The sequence below is a fragment of the Collinsella sp. TF12-2AT genome, from assembly GCF_003436735.1.
GTDB lineage: Bacteria > Actinomycetota > Coriobacteriia > Coriobacteriales > Coriobacteriaceae > Collinsella.
The window spans coordinates 18,736-37,046 of sequence record NZ_QSQK01000014.1 but is presented as its reverse complement, the minus strand read 5'-3'; the positions used below and the strand labels follow the sequence as shown (position 1 = coordinate 37,046).

Sequence of the window (18,311 nt, the reverse complement as noted above, 5' to 3'; positions counted from 1 at the left end):
TTTCGAAGCGCCGTTATTTCGGCGGCTGTATTTAGCTTCGTGCACCGGGTTTCGAGCATGCCGATGGAGGTGTTTTGCCGTATGACTACCGTAAGACGGGCCGATCTTTCTTGTGTCGTTCAAGCGGGCGGGTTGTCGTCGCGCATGGGCTGCGATAAGGCTCGCATGGCGTTTTGCGGCGAGCCGCTCATCGAGCGCGTGCTGGGTCGGCTGGCGCCAATTGCCGGCGAGTTGGTTGTGACGACTTCGCGTCCCAGCGAGCTTGCCTATCTTGAGGAGCTTATGTTTGATGGCCTGCGCCCCCGCGTGGTGATGGACGTCGACGGTCCCGCCGGTGCCATGCGCGGCATCGCGAGCTCGTTGGCCGCGGCCCGATTGCCGCTCGTGGCGATCGTCGCCTGCGACATGCCGTTTGTCTCGCCGGAACTGATCGGCGCGCTTGCCGATCGTGTTGAGGCCGAGGCGCTCGATGTGTGCGTGCCGCGCGAGGAGCGGGGGATTGAGCCGCTTTGCGCCGTCTGGCGCTGCGACGCGTGTGCGCCGATTGCCCACGAGCTGCTTGCCTGCGACCGCCAGCGCATTCGCTGCCTGATCAATCGCGTTCAGGCCGGTTATATGGATGAGCCGCAGATCGTTAAGTCCGCGGGCTCGACGCTCTGCTTCGAGAACGTCAATACGCCCGAAGAGTTTGCGGCGGCCGAGTTACTCGCCTAGACGATTGGAGTTGCCATGTCTCACGATATTTGTCCCGACACGGGAGAGCCCTGCACTTGCGATGGGTCCGAACCCTGTACCTGCGGATGTGGTGGCTGTGGACATACCGCGGAAGAGGAAGCGGCTGCCGCGGCGTATCGTGAGGCACACCGCGAAGGCCCGTCCGGTGATGCCCTCGACCACGAACGCAAGATCATCGTGTCGTTCGACAGCACCTTCGATGTGATGGAATGCGAGCAGCTTTGCCTTGCCGCCGGTGTGCCCGGGCGCATCATGCCGCTGCCGGGCTCCATTACCGCCGGCTGCGGGCTGTGCTGGGTCATGCCGTTCTCGGGCGATGCGCTCGCCGCCTTCCGCGCCGCCACCGAGGGCCGCATAACCCCAGCCGACTACCATCAGCTCGTCCTCTAGCCGTCAACACCACCACAAAGGTGCCTGTCCCCTTTGTGGTGGTTTTGAAACGTGCGGGAAACAGCTTCGAAACACGCGAGTTGCTCGTCAGGTGCTCAAAAACGCTTCTACCTGCATCGTAATCAAAACGAAACATCTGCTCGTCGGCTTATGCGAAACTTTGCTGCAACAGTGCGATATTATCCATACTCGATAAAGCTCGCGGCGCATAGGGTGCCGCGACCGACATTTTCGTTTCCCATCATTGGAGGAAGCATGAGCTACACGCAGAAAGTTCTCGACGAGCTCAAGGCCCGCTATCCCGAGCAGCCTGAGTTCATCCAGGCCGCGACCGAGATCCTCGGCACCATCCAGCCGGCGCTCGACGCCCACCCCGAGTACGAGGAGGCCGCCCTGCTTGAGCGCCTCGTCGAGCCCGAGCGCATCGTTATGTTCCGTGTCCCCTGGGTCGACGACCAGGGCAAGGTTCAGGTCAACCGCGGCTACCGCGTCGAGTTCAACTCTGCCATTGGACCCTACAAGGGCGGCCTGCGCTTTAACCCGACGGTCACCCTGGGCATGCTTAAGTTCCTGGGCCTGGAGCAGATCCTCAAGAACAGCCTGACCACCCTTCCCATGGGCGGCGGCAAGGGCGGCTCCGACTTTGACCCCAAGGGCAAGTCCAACAACGAGATCATGCACTTCTGCCAGTCCTTCATGACCGAGCTCTATCGCCACATCGGCCCCAACACCGACGTTCCCGCCGGCGACCTGGGCGTTGGCGGCCGCGAGGTTGCCTACATGTTCGGTCAGTACAAGCGCCTGACCAACGAGTGGACCGGCGTCCTCACCGGCAAGGGCCTCTCCTTTGGCGGCTCGCTCGCCCGTACCGAGGCCACCGGCTACGGCCTGGTCTACTTTGTGGACGAGTACCTCAAGAGCCGCGGCGACTCCTTCGAGGGCAAGAACGTCGTCGTTCACGGCTCCGGCAACGTCGCTATCTACGCCGTCCAGAAGGTCGCGCAGCTCGGCGGCAAGGTGCTGGCCTGCTCCGACACCCACGGCTGGGTCGAGGATCCCGACGGCATCGACTACTCCGTGCTCGAGCACGTCTACAACCAGAAGCGCTCCGGCCACGACAAGGGCGTCACGCTCGCCATGTACGTTGACGAGAAGCCCGGTGCCGTGTGGCACGAGGGCGACGGCCGCGGCGTGTGGCAGCTGCCCTGCGACATCGCCCTGCCCTGCGCCCGCGAGAACACGCTGCTGCTCGAGGACGCCCAGGCGCTCGTCGCCAACGGCTGCAAGGTGGTCGGCGAGGGCGCGAACATGCCCACGACCATCGAGGCCACGACCTACTTCCAAGAGAACGGCGTCGCCTTTATGCCCGGTAAGGCTGCCAACGCCGGCGGCGTGCTCGTGTCCGGCCTGGAGATGAGCCAGAACGCCGAGCACCTGTCCTGGACCTTCGAGGAGGTCGACGGCAAGCTCGAGCAGCTCATGCGCGGCATGTTCCACAACGTGGACGACACCGCCAAGGAGTACGGCCAGGAGGGCAACTTTGTCATGGGCGCCAACATCGCCGGCTTCCTGAAGGTCGCCGACGCCATGCTCGCTCAGGGCGTCTGCTAAGCCCAGCTCGACATAGCACCTGATGAGGCTCCCAGCATTTGTGCTGGGAGCCTTTTTCTATGGTGGTGAGGGCCGTGCGCCCTCGTTTGGTACACTTAGGGGTACTGGACAAGTAAAGAGATGGGGGAGAACGTGCTCAAGTTCGGTACCTACGTCCGTGTTGGAAACGCGGCCGAAGCCTATGAGCTCTTACAGAAGAACCGCAACAACAAGATTGTGGGCGGCGGCATCTGGATGCGCCTGGGTTCGCGTCGCGTGGCGACGGCGATTGACCTTTCGGCCTGCGGACTCGATCAGATCGAGGAGACCGAGACCGAGTTTCGCATCGGTGCCATGTGCACCCTACGCCAGCTCGAGCGCCATGCCGAGCTCAACGCGCTCGTCAACAATGTCTTTGAGTTTGCCGTCCACGATATCGTGGGCGTGCAGCTGCGCAATACCGCCACGGTGGGCGGCAGCATCTACGGCCGCTTTGGCTTCTCGGACGTGCTCTCGGCTTTCCTGGCGCTCGATTCCTATGTTGAGCTGACGGGCGCCGGCCGCGTACCGCTTGCCGAGTTCGTGGATATGGGCTACGTGCGCGACGTGATTGAGCGCGTCGTGGTCGTTAAGCACGAGTACCGCGTAAGCTACGAGGCCGTGCGCAAGGCCGCGACCGACTTCCCCTCGCTCAACGTCACCGCCGCCTGGTGGGACAACACCTGGCACGTCACCGTGGGCGCCCGCCCGCTGCGCGCAACCCTGCTGCAGGGCGAGGCGTGTGGTCTCACCAACGAGCAGCCTTCCGAGGACGAGCTGCGCGCCCTGGCTGCGTCCGTGCGCGCGCTGAGCTATGGCACCAATATGTGGGGCTCGGCCGACTACCGCCGCCGCATCTCGGCGCCGCTTGCCGTGCAGGCCGTTCGCCGCGCCGCCGGCATCGAGCTTTCGGCCGCGCTTGCCCGCGAGCTCGAGGGCGTGCAGATTCCTAAGTTTGCCACGGACGAGTATTCCTGCCGCCGCGTGCCCGGCGTCGATTCTAGCGAGGTGCGCTAATGGCTGCCAAACTCATCGATCTTTCCTTTACGCTCAACGGCCGCAAGGTCAAGGTTCAGATTGCCCCCGACACCATGCTCTTTGCGCTTTTGCGTGAGCAGGGCTGCGCGTCGGTGCGCTGCGCCTGCGAGACCACCAACTGCGGTCTGTGCACGGTGTGGCTCGACGGCGACCCGGTGCTGAGCTGCTCGGTTCCCGCCGCCCGTGTAGAGGGCCACACCGTCACCACGCTCGAGGGCCTCAAGGCCGAGTCCGAGGCGCTTGCCCGTGCGATGGCTGCCGAAGGCGCCGAGCAGTGCGGTTTTTGCGCCCCCGGCCTCATCATGAACGTGTTGGCGCTCGCCCGCGCCGCCAAGGAGGACCCGAGCCTCGTCGCCACGCGCGAGGAGCTCTCGCGCCAGCTGGCCGGCAACCTCTGCCGCTGCAGCGGCTACGAGAGTCAGCTGCGCGCCATCGTCCGCTTCCTCAACGAGTCCGGCGTGCAGGTGGGCTTTGAGATGCCCAAGCTGCCGGTCAACGACACGAGCTCCGACGGTGTCGTCTACAAGCAGATTACCCACAAGCAGCCCAAGAAGGACTCGAAGGCGCTGCTCGAGGGTCGTCCCGTCTACACGGGCGATATGGTGCCCGCCGGCGCGCTCATCGTCAAACTCAAGCGCAGCCCCTATGCCCGCGCCAAGATCCGCTCCATTGATACGTCGCGCGCCCTGAAGGTGCCCGGCGTGGTGGGCGTTTACACCTATGAGGATGTGCCCAAGCGCCGCTTTACCATCGCCGGTCAGAGCTATCCGCAGCCGAGTCCCTACGACCGCTTGATCCTCGAGAACCTCGTCCGTTACCAAAACGAGGAGGTGGCGATCGTTGCCGCCGAAACCGAGGAGGCCGCCGACAAGGCGCTCAAGCTCATCAAGGTCGACTACGAGGTGCTCGAGCCGCTGCTCGACTTTACCCAGGCACTCGATAACGACATCGTGGTCCACCCCGAGGGCGACGTGACCTTTATGTTCCCGCAGGGCGGCGACGTCCCGCGCAACCTGGTGTGCAGCGGTACCAGTGATTACGGCGATCTGGACGAGGCCTTCGCCCAGAGCGACATCGTCTTTGAGCGCACCTACACCAGCCAGGCCACGCAGACCGCGCCCATGGAGACCTTCCGCGCCTTCGCGACGACCGACGCGTTCGGCCGCATCTCGGTGACCACCTCTACGCAGGTGCCCTTCCACGTGCGCCGCATGGTCGCGCAGTCGCTCGACATTCCGCAGTCGCAGGTGCAGGTCATTAAGCCGCGCATCGGCGGCGGCTTTGGCTCCAAGCAGACGGGCTGCTGCGAGATCTTCGTGGCGTTCGTCACCCAGCAGACTGGCCGTCCGAGCTACTGCTGCTACACCCGCGAGGAGACCATCACTGCGGGCAACTCGCGCCACCAGATGCAGATGACCGTTAAGCTGGGCGCCATGAACGACGGCACCATCACGGCCATCGACCTGCACACGCTGTCCAACGCCGGAGCGTACGGCGAGCACGCCACCACGACGATCGGCCTTTCGGGCCACAAGAGCCTGCCGATTTACAACCATGTAAAGGCGAGCCGCTTTAGCTGGGACGCTGTCTACACCAATACCAACCGCGGCGGCGCGTATCGCGGCTACGGTGCCACCCAGGGCCAGTTTGCCGTGGAGAGTGCCGTCAACGAGCTCGCTGACATGCTGCACATGGACCCCGCCGACCTGCGCCTTAAGAACATCGTGCGCGAGGGCGAGATCATGCCGCAGTACTACAACGAAAAGCTCAACGCCTGCGCACTCGACCGCTGCCTGCTGCGCGCGATGGACATGATCGGTTGGCGCGACAAGCCGCTGGCCGTCGACCTGGGCGACCGCGTGCGTGCTCTGGGCTGTGCGCTCACCATGCAGGGCTCGGGCATTTCCAACGTGGATATCGCCGGCATCGACATGCGCCTGGAAGAGGACGGCTTCATTTCCATCGGCACCGGCGCCACCGATAACGGCATGGGCGTCGACACGATCCTGGCGCAGATTGCCGCCGAGGAGCTGGGCGTGGAGAGCTCGCTCATTGTGGTGCGCGGCGTGGACACCGACGTGTCGCCGTTCGATGCCGGCTCGTACGCGAGCTCGGGTACGTACGTGACGGGCCTGGCAGCCAAGAACGCCGCGACCGAGCTGCGCGAGAAGATCTGCGCTAAGGCCGCCCAGATGTGGGACGTGGACGCCGCCGACGTGGTCTTTGATGGCCAGTACGTGCGCCTGTCCGACGAGCGTGCCGCGCGCGAGCAGAACCGCTACCTCACGCTGCGTGACTTTGCCAACCTGTGCGTCAAGAACATCGCGGGAGGCGACGCGCTGACCTCGCATGCCTCTGCCTGCCTGCCCGTTTCGCCTCCGCCGTTTATGGCCGGCATTGCCGAGGTCGAGGTCGACAAGGCCACCGGCAAGGTGACTGTGGTGGACTATGCGGCGGCCGTCGACTGCGGCACCGTGATCAACGAGGCGCTCGCGCGCGTCCAGGCCGAGGGCGGCATTGCCCAGGGCATCGGCCACGCGCTCTACGAGATTGTCGAGCACGACGACCGCGGCCGCCTGCGCACCGGCAACTTTATGAGCTACAAGCTGCCCACGCGCCTGGATATCGGCAGTATTCGCGTGGCCTTTGAGCCGAGCTACGAGCCTACGGGCCCGTTTGGCGCCAAGTCGATCGGCGAGGTCGTCATCAACACGCCGCTCGCCGCCGTGGCCTCGGCCGTGGCACACGCCACCGGCCACCAGGTGCGCTCGCTGCCGATCACGCCCGAGAAGGCCCTGCTGGGGGAGTAGCGGGTCGGCGAACAAGTCGTAATGGGCGGGGCGGGGCAACTCGCCCCGCCTTTCGCACTCGTGGTGAGGTCGTGAGCCTGTAAAACGTGTGCGTGCGCTTGTCGTTCGTATCTGCTATCATTCCTAGTCTGTGCGCTCATGCGGGCGTGGCGGAATTGGTAGACGCGCCAGATTTAGGTTCTGGTGGGATTCCCGTGAAGGTTCGAGTCCTTTCGCCCGCACCAACGCATCTGCGTCGGCTTCGGCCGTCGCGACTCTTTGTTGCATAAAGGTACCAGCACCTCAGATAAGCTGGGCAGTATGAGGAGGAACGTGTTGAACATCACCGCTTCTGACGTCAAGGACGCCAAGCTCACCGCTACGGTCACCATCCCGGCCGCCGACGTCGACGCCGCGATCAAGAAGGCCTACAAGGACACCGCCAAGAAGTACCGCTTCCCGGGCTTCCGTGCCGGCAAGGCTCCCCGTCCGGTCATCGATTCCGCTCTTGGCGCCGAGGCTACCCTCGCTCAGGCCACCAACGACCTGATCGCCGCCAACGAGCCCGCCGTCCTCAACGAGCTGGACATCGTCCCCACCAAGAGCGGTGACTACAAGGAGCTCGACCTCGCCAAGGATCACGAGGACTACACCTACACCGTCGAGTTCTCCCTGCGTCCCGCCGCTGAGCTCTCCTCCTTCGACGCTGTCGAGATCGAGATGCCCCCTGCGGAGGTCACCGAGTCCGAGATCAACAACCAGGTCGAGATGCTCCTCAACTACCGTGCCACCTTCGAGGACGTCGAGGGCCGCGCTGTCGAGTCCGAGGACTACGTTACCGTCGACCTCAAGGCCGTCGAGAACGCCGACAACTTTGCCGCCGAGGGCCGTATGCTCATCGCCGGTAGCGACAGCAACCCCGCCGAGTTCAACGAGGCTCTGATCGGCGCCAACGTTGACGACGTCAAGTCCGTCACCTGGACCGACGAGGCCGAGGAGGGCGAGGAGGCCGAGACCCACACCGTCGAGGTCACCGTCAAGGGCATCAAGGTCCGCAACACCCCCGAGCTCACCGACGAGCTCGTCAAGTCCGACTTTGGCTTCGACAGCATCGACGCTATGCGCGACGCCATCAAGATCGAGATCGAGCAGGACAAGGCTTCCCGCCTCCCGGCCGAGAAGGAGAACCGTTGCGTCTCCGCTCTCGCCGAGCGCCTGCAGCTCGACGAGATGGATGCCGACTACGAGCAGTCCGTCTTTGAGGAGCTTGGCCAGAACTTCCTGTCCAACCTCGCTGCCCGCGGCATGACGCTGGACACCTGGCTGCCCGCTTCCGGCCTGACCATGGAGCAGTTCATCGGCGACCTGCACAAGCAGGCCAACGACGTTGCCCGTGAGTCCCTGGCGCTCGACGCCCTCGCCCGTGAGCTCAAGATTGAGGTCACCGAGGACGACATCAACGCCGAGTTCGAGAAGGCCGGCGTCAAGGACGTCGAGGCTTCCAAGGCCGAGTTCATCGCCGATGGTCGCATGCCTGCCGTCCGTGAGTCCATCCGTCGCTCCAAGGCCGTCGACCACCTGGTCGAGAACGCCAAGGTGACCGAGGTCGACGAGACCGCCAAGGACGCCGAGTAATTCTCGCCACCTTGCCCGCGAGCGCATGCGTGCGCCTGTGATGGGGTAAAGTTATACACCGGTTATCCGGTTGCTTCGTACGGTGCCAGCCAATGCATAGCATGCGGGCACCGTACGTTTATCTAGAACCAATTTGGTCCGCAAGAGAGAAATGGAGATGCGTATGATCGCTAAGTTCGATTCCGCCCTCGTGCCATACGTTATCGAGCAGACGCCGCGCGGCGAGCGCAGCTACGATATCTATTCGCGCCTGCTCAACGACCGCATCATCTTCTTGGGCGAGGAGATCAACTCCGTCAGCGCCAACCTGGTCGTTGCCCAGCTGCTGCATCTTGAGAGCCAGGATGCCGAGAAGGATATCTCGCTCTACATCAATTCGCCCGGCGGCGAGGTTTACTCCGGCCTGGCGATTCTTGACACCATGAACTTTATCAAGCCGCAGGTCTCCACCATCTGCGTCGGTATGGCTGCGTCCATGGCCGCCGTGCTGCTTTCGGCTGGCGCCAAGGGCAAGCGCTTCTGCCTGCCGCACTCCAAGGTCATGATTCACCAGCCCAGCGGCGGTGCCCAGGGCCAGCAGACCGAGATCGAGATCGTTGCCGAGGAGATCAAGAAGACCCGCCGCGAGCTCAATCAGATCCTGTCCGATGCCTCGGGCCAGCCCATCGAGAAGGTCCAGGCCGATACCGAGCGAGACAACTACCTGACCGCTGCCGAGGCCCTCGACTACGGCCTGATCGATCGTATCGTCACCTCGCGCGATCTCGCCGCGAAGGACGCCTAGGATGGCAGGAAACATGCAGGACAACTTTGACGAGAATGGCAACCCCATCCGCTGCTCCTTCTGCGGAAAAGAGCAGGGGCAGGTCCGTCGCCTCGTAAAGGGTCCGACCAACATCTTTATCTGTGACGAGTGCGTCGCCGCTTGCTCTGAGATCTTGGAGGAGTCGCTGGCTTCGGACTTTATGGACGCTGCCCGCAACGGCAAGCTGCCGGGCTTCCTCAACGATCACGGCCAGGCTGCTGGGCAGCCCGCCGTGGACCCCGAGGCCGAGGGCTTTGAGCTCGAGGACGACCGCCAGGTCATCACGCACGTGCCGACGCCGCACGAGATCTATGACGAGCTTTCGGCTTATGTCATGGGCCAAGAGGACGCCAAGCGCGCCATGTCGGTTGCCGTGTACAACCATTACCGCCGCGTCATCGAGGGCGGTGCTGCGCTTTCGGCCTTTGACGACGGTTTGGACTCGCAGCTTGACGATGACATGGACGAGGTGGAGCTCGCCAAGTCCAACATCCTGCTGCTCGGTCCCACCGGTACCGGCAAGACCCTGTTGGCCCAGACGCTCGCGCGCATCCTCGAGGTGCCGTTTGCCATCGCCGATGCCACCGCGCTCACCGAGGCTGGTTACGTTGGCGAGGACGTGGAGAACATCCTGCTCAAGCTCATCAATGCTGCCGATGGCGACATTGAGCGCGCTCAGGTGGGCATTATCTACGTGGACGAGATTGACAAGATCGCCCGCAAGGCCGAGAACCTCTCCATTACCCGTGATGTCTCGGGCGAGGGTGTTCAGCAGGCGCTGCTTAAGATTCTTGAGGGCACGGTGGCCAGCGTTCCGCCTACCGGTGGCCGCAAGCATCCCCAGCAGGAGCTGCTGCAGATCGACACGACTAACATCCTGTTTATCTGCGGCGGTGCCTTTGTGGGTCTGGACAAGATCATCGCCGATCGCGTGGGCAACAAGGGCGTGGGCTTTAACTCCGAGATCGCCGGCCCCACCTCGGTCGACGAGAACGACCTGCTGCGTCAGGTGCTCCCGCAGGACCTCAACGCCTTTGGCATGATCCCCGAGTTCGTGGGCCGTACGCCCGTTGTCACCCAGACGCAGGCGCTCGACGAGGACGACCTGGTGTCGATTCTGACCGAGCCCAAGAACGCCGTGGTGCGCCAGTACCGCAAGATGTTCCAGCTTGAGGATGTCGATCTTGAATTTGAGGACGCGGCCCTGCACGAGATCGCCCGCATGGCGCTCGCCCGCAAGACCGGCGCCCGCGGCCTGCGTTCCATCTGCGAGGACGTGCTTCAGCAGACGATGTTCGACCTCCCCAGCGAGGAGGGCGTCGCCAAGGTCGTCGTGACCGAAGCCTCCGTAAAAGGCGAAGAGCAACCCCAGCGCATCTACGGGTAAACCTGCCAAAAACGTGCTTGCAAATAGCCTCCGACCATCCGCGGTCGGTGGCTATTTTATATATACGCAATAACCCCAACTACCTGTGTTATTCTGTGTGTTTGTTTAAGCCTCAGTGAAGTCATATCAGACTGAAGTAATCGATACCTAAGGCGCGTCCGCCTGCTTGGTTTTCGTAGATTCCGCACGAGCCGAAGAGCACTTAATGTGCTCTTCGTGCGAGCCAGGACCTGACCGAGCGAAAACCAAGCAGGCGGACACGCCGGCGGGACAGGGAGAGATATATGGAAGAGATGCCCAAGAACTACGATCCGTCGACCAACGAGCCGGCGATCCTGCAGAAGTGGCTCGACGGCGGCTACTACAAGCGCCGTGAGGGCGTGGGCGACTGCACCGTCACCATTCCGCCTCCCAACGTGACTGGCAAGCTCCACATGGGCCATGCCACCGATGACTCCATCCAGGACGCCATCGTCCGTATGGCCCGCATGCGCGGCAAGTCCACGCGCTGGGTGCTGGGCACCGATCACGCCGGTATCGCCACGCAGACCAAGGTCGACAAGAAGCTCAAGAGCGAGGGTATCAGCCGCCTGGAGATCGGTCGCGACAAGTTTGTTGACGCCTGCTGGGACTGGACCCACGAGTACGGCGGCATCATCGTCGAGCAGATCAAGCGCATGGGCTGCTCCGTCGACTTCGACAACGAGCGCTTCACCATGGACGAGGATTACGCCCAGGCCGTGCGTAAGGTCTTCTGCGACTGGTACCACGACGGCCTGATCTACCGTGGCAAGCGTATCGTCAACTGGTGCCCCAACTGCACCACCGCCATCTCGGACGACGAGGCCGAGTATAAGGACGAGAAGGGCCACCTGTGGCACCTGCGCTACCCGCTGACCGAGCTGGTCAACGGCCAGGACTACATCGTCGTCGCCACCACGCGCCCCGAGACCATGCTCGGCGACACGGGCGTTGCCGTCTCCCCGAAGGACCCCGAGAAGGCCGCCTTTGTGGGTAAGACCGTCATGCTCCCCATCGTCGACCGCGAGATCCCCATCTTTGAGGATTGGCATGTCGACGCCAACTTCGGTTCCGGCTTTGTCAAGGTTACCCCGGCCCACGACCCCAACGATTACGCCATGGGTCAGGCCCACGATCTGCCGCAGATCAACATCTTCGACGAGCACGCTGTGGTCGTCGAGGGCTATGGCGAGTTCACCGGCATGAACCGCGACGAGTGCCGCGAGGCGGTCATCAAGTGGTTCGAGGAGCACGACCTGCTCGACCACGTCGAAGAGCTCGACCACTCCGTCATGCACTGCTACCGTTGCGACTCCGCGCTGGAGCCGTGGCTGTCCGAGCAGTGGTTTGTGGCCGTCGACAAGCTCAAGGGGCCGGCACTCGACGCCGTTAACTCCGGCAAGGTCACCTTCCACCCCGCGCGCTGGACGCAGACCTACACCACCTGGATGGAGAACCTCAAGGACTGGTGCATCAGCCGCCAGCTGTGGTGGGGCCACCGCATCCCCGTGTTCTACTGCGAGGACTGCGGCTGGGAGGACGCCCTTACCGAGGACACCGACGTGTGCCCCAAGTGCGGCGGCCATCACGTCCATCAGGACGAGAACGTGCTGGACACCTGGTTCAGCTCGCAGCTGTGGACCTTCGCCACGCAGGGCTGGCCGCAAAAGCCGGAGCTGCTCGAGGGCCATCATCCCACGACGGCGCTCGTCACCGCACGCGACATCATCGCGCTGTGGGTCGCCCGCATGGTCATGAGCTCGCTGTACTTCCTGGATGAGGTGCCGTTTAAGGACGTCGTCATCTACCCGACGATCCTGGCCAAGGACGGCAGCCGCATGTCCAAGTCCAAAGGCAACGGTGTTGACCCCATGGACCTCATTGGCATGTACGGCGCCGACGCCATGCGCTACAACCTGCTCACGCTGTGTACCAACAACCAGGATGTTAAGTTCGACGCGAACATCGACAAGAAGACCAAGAAGCTCATCGACAGCCCGCGTACCGACCAGGCAAAGAGCTTTGTGACCAAGATCTGGAACGCCAGCCGCTTCCTGCTTATGAACATGGAGGGCTACACGCCCGGCGAGCCCGTCGTGGAGACGCCGGCCGACGCCTGGATGTTCAGCCGCCTGGCCAAGGCCGTGAAGATGGTCACCGAGGGCATCGAGAACTACACCTTTGGCGACATGGCCCGCGGCGTGCAGCAGTTCTTCTGGAACGAGGTCTGCGACTGGTACGTCGAGGTCACCAAGGCCCGCCTGAAGGGCGAGGACCGTCTGCAGGCTCAGCGCAACCTGATCTTTGTGCTCGACACTTCCATTCGCCTGATGCACCCGCTCATGCCGTTTGTCACCGAGGAGATCTGGGACAACATGCCGGCGAGCGTGCTCGATCTGGACGCCGAGGGCAACGTGAATCGCGCCGAGGCGCTCATGATCGCCAAGTGGCCCGAGCCCGCCGACTACGCCAAGTATGTTGACGAGGACGCCGAGCGCGCGTTTGAGCTGTGCCGTACCGCCGTGTCTGCCGCTCGCGCCACGCGTTCGCGTTATCGCTTGAGCCCCAAGGCCGAGCTCGACGTGGTCGTGCGCGCCGGCGCCGAGGACATCGAGAAGCTCGAGAGCCTGCGCTCGACCATCGAGCCGCTGGCGAACACTGCCTCGCTGGTTATGGGTACCGACGTCGAGAAGCCGGCAGCGAGCATCGCCGTGGTCGACAGCGGCGTCGAGGTCTTTGTGGTGCTCGAGGGCAAGGTTGACCTTTCCGCCGAGAAGGCGCGCCTGGAGAAGGAGATCGCCGCGGCCCAGAAGGAGCTCGCCGGCTGCGAGAAGACGCTTGCCAACGAGGGCTTTGTGGCCAAGGCCGCGCCCGCGGTGGTCCAGAAGAAGAGGGACCGTGCAGCTGAGCTCAAGGAGATCCTTGCGGCGCTGACCTCGCAGGTTGCTGACTTCTCGTAGGCGTTACTGGGGGACGCGGTTTGGGGCATTGCTCGCTACTGCGGACACCTATTCCGCCGTTCTAACGAACGGCGGCTGACTCGACGCTGCAAACGCCTCTGATGGCCAATCTGCCGTTCAACTTCGGGCGCATGGGCATAAGCCCTATGCGCCCTTGTTTCACGGCACCTTGGCTCATCAGAGGCGTTTTCGCTGACTATCCTCAACCTATACTGTTTTATTTTTCTATGAATGGCGGTTCTAAAAATGCCTAAGCGTTCCGGCTTGTATACCGTTCCTTTTGAGTTTGATTTGCTTTCGTTTGATGAGGTTGTTGGGCTTGCTGCTGATACGGGGCGGATTTCTGGGGATGCTGGTCCTCTGCTCGAGACGGTTGTCGATATGCTCGATGAGCTGGGACGTCCGGATGAGTATTTCGATTGCATTCAGGTTGCCGGTACCAATGGCAAGACTTCGACCACGCGTTTTTCGGCTGCCATTCTTCGTGGTGAGAGGCTCAAGACCGCGCTGTATACGTCGCCACAGCTGGTACGCTATCCCGAGCGCATGGAAGTCGATGGATGCGTCGTGAGCGATGAGGCATTCGCCCGTGGCGTTTCGGCCGCTGTTGAGGCGGGGCATCGAGTGAATGCCCGTCGTGTGGCGGCGGGGGAGCGTGCCTATACCATCACGCCGTTTGACCTTTTGACGGCTGCTGCACTTGTGGTGTTTGCCGAGGCTCGCGTGGATGTTGCCGTGCTTGAGGTTGGCATGGGCGGACGCTGGGATGCTACGAGTGCGACTGATCCCGTGGCCGTCGCCATTACGGGTATTGGGCTCGATCACACACGTATTTTGGGCGATACGCTCGAGGCCATTGCGGGGGAGAAGGCTGCGGTTATTAAGCCTGGGCGATTGGTTGTTTTGGGCGAGGGCACGCATGAGCCGAGCGTTCAGCGCGTAATGGATACGCGCTGCCGCGAGTGCGGTGTGGTGCCGCTGGTTGTGAGCCATTCCACGACCAAGGTACCGGCGCATGTAGGCGATACCGTGGAGTTTAGCTGTACTACACCGCGTGCCATCTATACGTCGAGTATGGTTAAGCCGGCGTATCAGCCGCAGAATGCTGCGTGCGCGATTATGCTGTGCGAGGGGTATCTGGCTCGCGAGCTCGATCATGACAAGCTCGATGTGTCGCTTGTGGGCTGCCCCACGCCGGGCCGATTTGATGTGCTGGGAACTGATCCGCTCAAGCTGATCGACGCCTGCCATAACCCTCAGAGCTGCGAGAACTTTGTGAGCGCGCTGGACGAGATCGATCCGTGCGTAGAGAATCGCCCCACGCTGCTGTGCGCTGCGCTGGCCGACAAGGACGTGGCGGGTATCGTTGACGTACTGATCCCGGCCTTCCCGCGCGTGGTTGTGACCCAGACCGATTCCGACCGCGCCCTGTCGGCAGAGGAGCTTGCCGCACTTGTGGACGCCGACAAGCTCGCGGGCGTGTATCCGAGCGTGTCCGAGGCCCTCGCTGCCTTCGATGCCGCGGGCGAGCCCTTCGTAGCAGCCGGTACCATCACCCTAGCCGGCGAAGTAGCGGGGCTGCTCCGTTAACCCATCCCCTCATCAGTTGCGGTGAAATACGGACTGTTTTACAAGCCAGAAGCCTCAAACAGTCCGTATATCACCGCAACTCAAAAGCAGTCAATTTGGGACGGGGCTTTTTGGCTGCCCTGCGCCTCGAGTTGACTTGCTCGCCACGAAATGGCCCTATTTACTACGTTTGACCGGTAACCCTCGACCATACAGAGAATTGCGAAATCAAAACCGCAGGTAGATGGCTCGCCATTTTTCAAAAAAGACCCGCATGGTCGACTCATGCGGGTTAAACGTAGTAGATAGGCCGTTTTCGTGGCGCGGCGTTTGTAAGATGTGTCAAAGGGGCTCTCCCTTTGACACATTGCCTAGTCTAGGCGGACCGGATCGTGGGGGTAGGCGTTGAGAATCTCGACGCCGTTCTCGGTCACCAGGGCCAGGTCCTCGATGCGGACGCCGGTGCGGTCGGGGAGGTAGATGCCCGGTTCGATGGAGAACGTCATGCCCGGCTCTACGACCTGCTCGTTGACGAGCGAGACGTCGCCCGGCTCGTGGTCCTGCAGGCCGATCGAGTGACCCAGGCGATGCGTAAAGTATTCGCCGTAGCCCGCGTCTTCAATCACATCGCGTGCGGCGCGGTCCAGGTCGCACATGCGCACGCCCGGTGCGATGAGCGCTTCGGCGGCCTCGTTGGCGCGGCGCACGATGTCGTAGATGCGTGCCGTCTCCTCGTCCGGCTCGCCCCAAAAGAACGTGCGCGTCATGTCCGAGCAATAGTTGCAGCGGCGTCCGCCAATGTCGAACAGCACCACGTCGCCGCGCTTGAGCACAGTGTCGTCGGGTTCGTGATGCGGGTCGCCGGCGTTGGCGCCAAAGCTCACGATGGGCGGAAAGCTAAAGCCCTCGCAGCCGTGCTTGCGATACAGGCCGAGCATCTGGTCGGCAATCTCGCGTTCCGTCACGCCCTCGTGGACAAGCTTAATAGCATCGGCCATTACAGCGTCGTTAGCGGTCGAGGACGCACGCATGAGCTCCTGCTCGGTGGCATCCTTGTGGGTGCGTGCGGCGGTGACGGCAAAGTCACCCAGGAAAAACTCGCTTGCGGCGTGGCGCTCCATGAGCGGCATCAAAAAGCCGGAGCGCATGACGGTGTCGATGCCGAGCGGTTTGGTCGGATCGACCTCGCGAGCGATGGCGTCGGCCACGACATCGGTATCGGTGTGATAGGCGACGCGGGCATTGTCGTACTCGGGCAGTTGATGCAGTGCGTTGACCAGGATCACCGGCTCGGCATCGCGCACGAGCAGCACGCCGCAAAAACGCTCGAACATATCGGCATAAAAGCCGGTCAGGTAATAGATCGACCACGGGTCATTCACGAGCAGCTGCGCACCGGGGTGCTGATCCTCGAGCGCATCGAGCACGCGCGCCATGCGCTGGTCATCGACATGTGCCATGAAACATCCTTTCGCTAGGCTGCCACCATGGTATCCCAAGCCCGGCACATAGGGACGTTCCTTTTATGCCGGCACCTGGGGACACTCCTTGCAAAAGCAGCTAAAAGAGCCCCGTCCCAAATTAGCTGCTTAGGTTGGATCGATGTTCATGCTGGCGACTAGGTCAATGTTGGTGCCGAGAAGATCTTCCAGCACGACGTCGCCCATGCGGATGGGGGCCTCGACGACCACGCCGCGGATGAGGTCCATGGCTTGGGCGTGGAGTGCCAGCGGGATGGCTTCGGCCGTGCGCACGGGGAGCAGGGCTTCGTCGCCGCCGGAGACGGCCACGGTCGTCGTGAGCACGCGCATGGGGCAGGTGAGCTCCTGATGTGCGAACGTATCGCCGCGCGGGCAGTTGTTGCCGGTCACGGAGCGAACTTCCACCACGGCGCCATTTGCGTCGCGCTCCATCTCTACGGTCAGGAGGCACTCGGATGGGCAGGTGGTGCAGTTGAACTGCAGCGTTTCGATCACGTTATCGCTCATCTTGGTTACGCCTCCTCGATGGGATCGACGGATAGGACAATCTTGCTGGCACCCAGGTCGAGCGCTTGTTTGATGACCTTCGCAGGCAGCGGGAAGCTCTCCATAACGCTCGGCTTAAACGCGCGGACCTTGCCGGCGAACAGTTCCTCGCCGTCGGCCAAGATTCTCACGCGGGCGGTATCGACTGGCCGCCGCACGCGGAAGTTGAGCTTGGTGAGCGCCACGGCCGTAATGCGTCCCGGCAGCGCGTATCCCGCAATGCCGGCAGGGAAGACCGTGAGCTCGCAGCCCGTGTCCGCGACCGCGTCCGTCTCGGCTCCGCCACCCAGCACGTACGCCGCTGCAGCTGCGCCAGCCCTCTCGGACTCGGTCGTCACGTTGTCGGCCAGATCGTGCACGTGCAGCACGTTGCCGCAGGCAAAGATGCCCGGCACGCCCGTCTGCAGACTCTGGTCCACCACGGCGCCGCGCGTGTGCGGGTCAAGCTCCACGCCCGCGGCAACCGAAAGCTCGTTCTCGGGAATCAATCCCACCGAAAGCAGCAGCGTGTCGCACGGAACAATGCGCTCGGTCCCCGGAATGGGCGCCAGGTGCTCGTCGACCTGGCTTACCTCGACGGCTTCCACACGGTCGTGCCCGATCACGCGCGTGACGGTGGCGGACAGGTGCAGCGGAATGCCAAAGTCGTCCAGGCAGTTCTTGACATTGCGACGCAGTCCGTTGGCGTACGGCATAAGCTCGTACACGCCCTCGACCGAAATCCCCTCGAGCGTGCAGCGGCGTGCCATGATGAGCCCGATGTCACCCGAGCCCAAAATGACGGCACGCGAGCCGGGCTTGAGGTTTTCGATATTGATGTATCGCTGCGCCAGGCCGGCCGTAAACACGCCGGCGGGACGGCTGCCGGGGATCTTGATCTCGCTGCGAGTGCGCTCGCGGCATCCCATGGCAAGGACGACCGCGCGCCCGGTGAGCTGCAGCATGCCGGCGGGGCTCATGAGCGTGACGGTATGGACCGCGGTGTCTTCTGTAGGCTCGCCTGAATCTACCCCAATTACCATGCTGTTCAGGAACAGCGCAATGTCGGTTGCGTGCACCTGGTCGATAAAGCGCTGCGCGTACTCGGGACCAGTGAGCTCCTGTTTAAAGTGCGACAGGCCAAAGCCGGGGTGGATGCATTGGCGGAGGATGCCGCCCAGGTGCTGCTCGCGCTCCACGATGGCCACGCGCGCTCCGGCCTTATGCGCGGCCAGTGCGGCCGCCATGCCGGCGGGGCCGCCGCCGATAACGACCACGTCGAAGGCTTGCGTTTGTACGGCTTCTACGACGCCGCAATCAATCGCGCTCGATTTGAATTTCGCCATC

General features: G+C 62.9%; 13 protein-coding genes and 1 tRNA gene. 11 read left to right on the top strand and 3 right to left on the bottom strand.

Features of this window, described 5'->3' with window-relative positions; translation table 11 throughout:
- Positions 1–81 precede the first annotated feature (81 nt).
- The 11 genes from DXD24_RS08855 (at position 82) to DXD24_RS08805 (ending at position 14,979) form a co-directional block, all read left to right on the top strand.
- The gene (locus tag DXD24_RS08855; protein WP_158548955.1) at positions 82–714 is read left to right on the top strand and encodes a molybdenum cofactor guanylyltransferase; all 633 of its coding nucleotides are present in this window, start codon (positions 82–84) and stop codon (positions 712–714) included.
- Positions 715–729: 15 nt separating this feature from the next.
- Positions 730–1,125, top strand: coding sequence for a DUF3343 domain-containing protein (locus tag DXD24_RS08850; RefSeq protein ID WP_117564591.1), 396 nt, complete (start codon positions 730–732; stop codon positions 1,123–1,125).
- 255 nt (positions 1,126–1,380) lie between these two features.
- Positions 1,381–2,736, top strand: coding sequence for an NADP-specific glutamate dehydrogenase (gdhA, locus tag DXD24_RS08845; protein ID WP_117646557.1), 1,356 nt, complete (start codon positions 1,381–1,383; stop codon positions 2,734–2,736).
- Between the two features lie 132 nt (positions 2,737–2,868).
- Positions 2,869–3,771, top strand: a complete 903-nt coding sequence (locus tag DXD24_RS08840; RefSeq protein ID WP_199407996.1) for a xanthine dehydrogenase family protein subunit M — start codon at positions 2,869–2,871, stop codon at positions 3,769–3,771.
- Positions 3,771–6,602, top strand: a complete 2,832-nt coding sequence (locus DXD24_RS08835; RefSeq protein ID WP_117646555.1) for a molybdopterin cofactor-binding domain-containing protein — start codon at positions 3,771–3,773, stop codon at positions 6,600–6,602. Before DXD24_RS08840 ends, DXD24_RS08835 begins: the two co-directional genes overlap by 1 nt.
- Positions 6,603–6,742: 140 nt before the next feature.
- A tRNA-Leu gene (locus tag DXD24_RS08830) sits at positions 6,743–6,826 on the top strand.
- A gap of 88 nt (positions 6,827–6,914) precedes the next feature.
- On the top strand, positions 6,915–8,216 hold the full coding sequence (gene tig / locus DXD24_RS08825) for a trigger factor (RefSeq protein WP_231501567.1): 1,302 nt from the start codon (positions 6,915–6,917) through the stop codon (positions 8,214–8,216).
- A gap of 163 nt (positions 8,217–8,379) precedes the next feature.
- Positions 8,380–9,000: an ATP-dependent Clp protease proteolytic subunit gene (locus tag DXD24_RS08820; protein ID WP_022095182.1), complete on the top strand. Its 621-nt coding sequence runs from the start codon at positions 8,380–8,382 to the stop codon at positions 8,998–9,000.
- Between the two features lies 1 nt (position 9,001).
- The gene (gene clpX / locus DXD24_RS08815) at positions 9,002–10,408 is read left to right on the top strand and encodes an ATP-dependent Clp protease ATP-binding subunit ClpX (protein WP_117646554.1); all 1,407 of its coding nucleotides are present in this window, start codon (positions 9,002–9,004) and stop codon (positions 10,406–10,408) included.
- Between the two features lie 284 nt (positions 10,409–10,692).
- Positions 10,693–13,389 carry a valine--tRNA ligase gene (locus tag DXD24_RS08810; protein ID WP_117646553.1) on the top strand — a complete coding sequence of 899 codons (2,697 nt, stop codon included), beginning with the start codon at positions 10,693–10,695 and terminating at the stop codon, positions 13,387–13,389.
- Positions 13,390–13,635: 246 nt separating this feature from the next.
- Positions 13,636–14,979: a folylpolyglutamate synthase/dihydrofolate synthase family protein gene (locus DXD24_RS08805; protein ID WP_117646552.1), complete on the top strand. Its 1,344-nt coding sequence runs from the start codon at positions 13,636–13,638 to the stop codon at positions 14,977–14,979.
- 350 nt (positions 14,980–15,329) lie between these two features.
- Here DXD24_RS08805 and DXD24_RS08800 read toward each other — a convergent pair whose 3' ends face one another.
- The 3 genes from DXD24_RS08800 to DXD24_RS08790 form a co-directional block, all read right to left on the bottom strand.
- The gene (locus DXD24_RS08800) at positions 15,330–16,418 is read right to left on the bottom strand and encodes a Xaa-Pro peptidase family protein (protein ID WP_199407921.1); all 1,089 of its coding nucleotides are present in this window, start codon (positions 16,416–16,418) and stop codon (positions 15,330–15,332) included.
- 129 nt (positions 16,419–16,547) lie between these two features.
- A complete protein-coding gene (locus tag DXD24_RS08795) occupies positions 16,548–16,946 on the bottom strand; it encodes a DUF1667 domain-containing protein (RefSeq protein ID WP_117564583.1) in 399 nt (132 codons plus the stop codon).
- A 5-nt stretch (positions 16,947–16,951) separates the two neighbouring features.
- A complete protein-coding gene (locus DXD24_RS08790) occupies positions 16,952–18,310 on the bottom strand; it encodes an NAD(P)/FAD-dependent oxidoreductase (RefSeq protein WP_117564582.1) in 1,359 nt (452 codons plus the stop codon).
- Position 18,311: the final 1 nt, after the last annotated feature.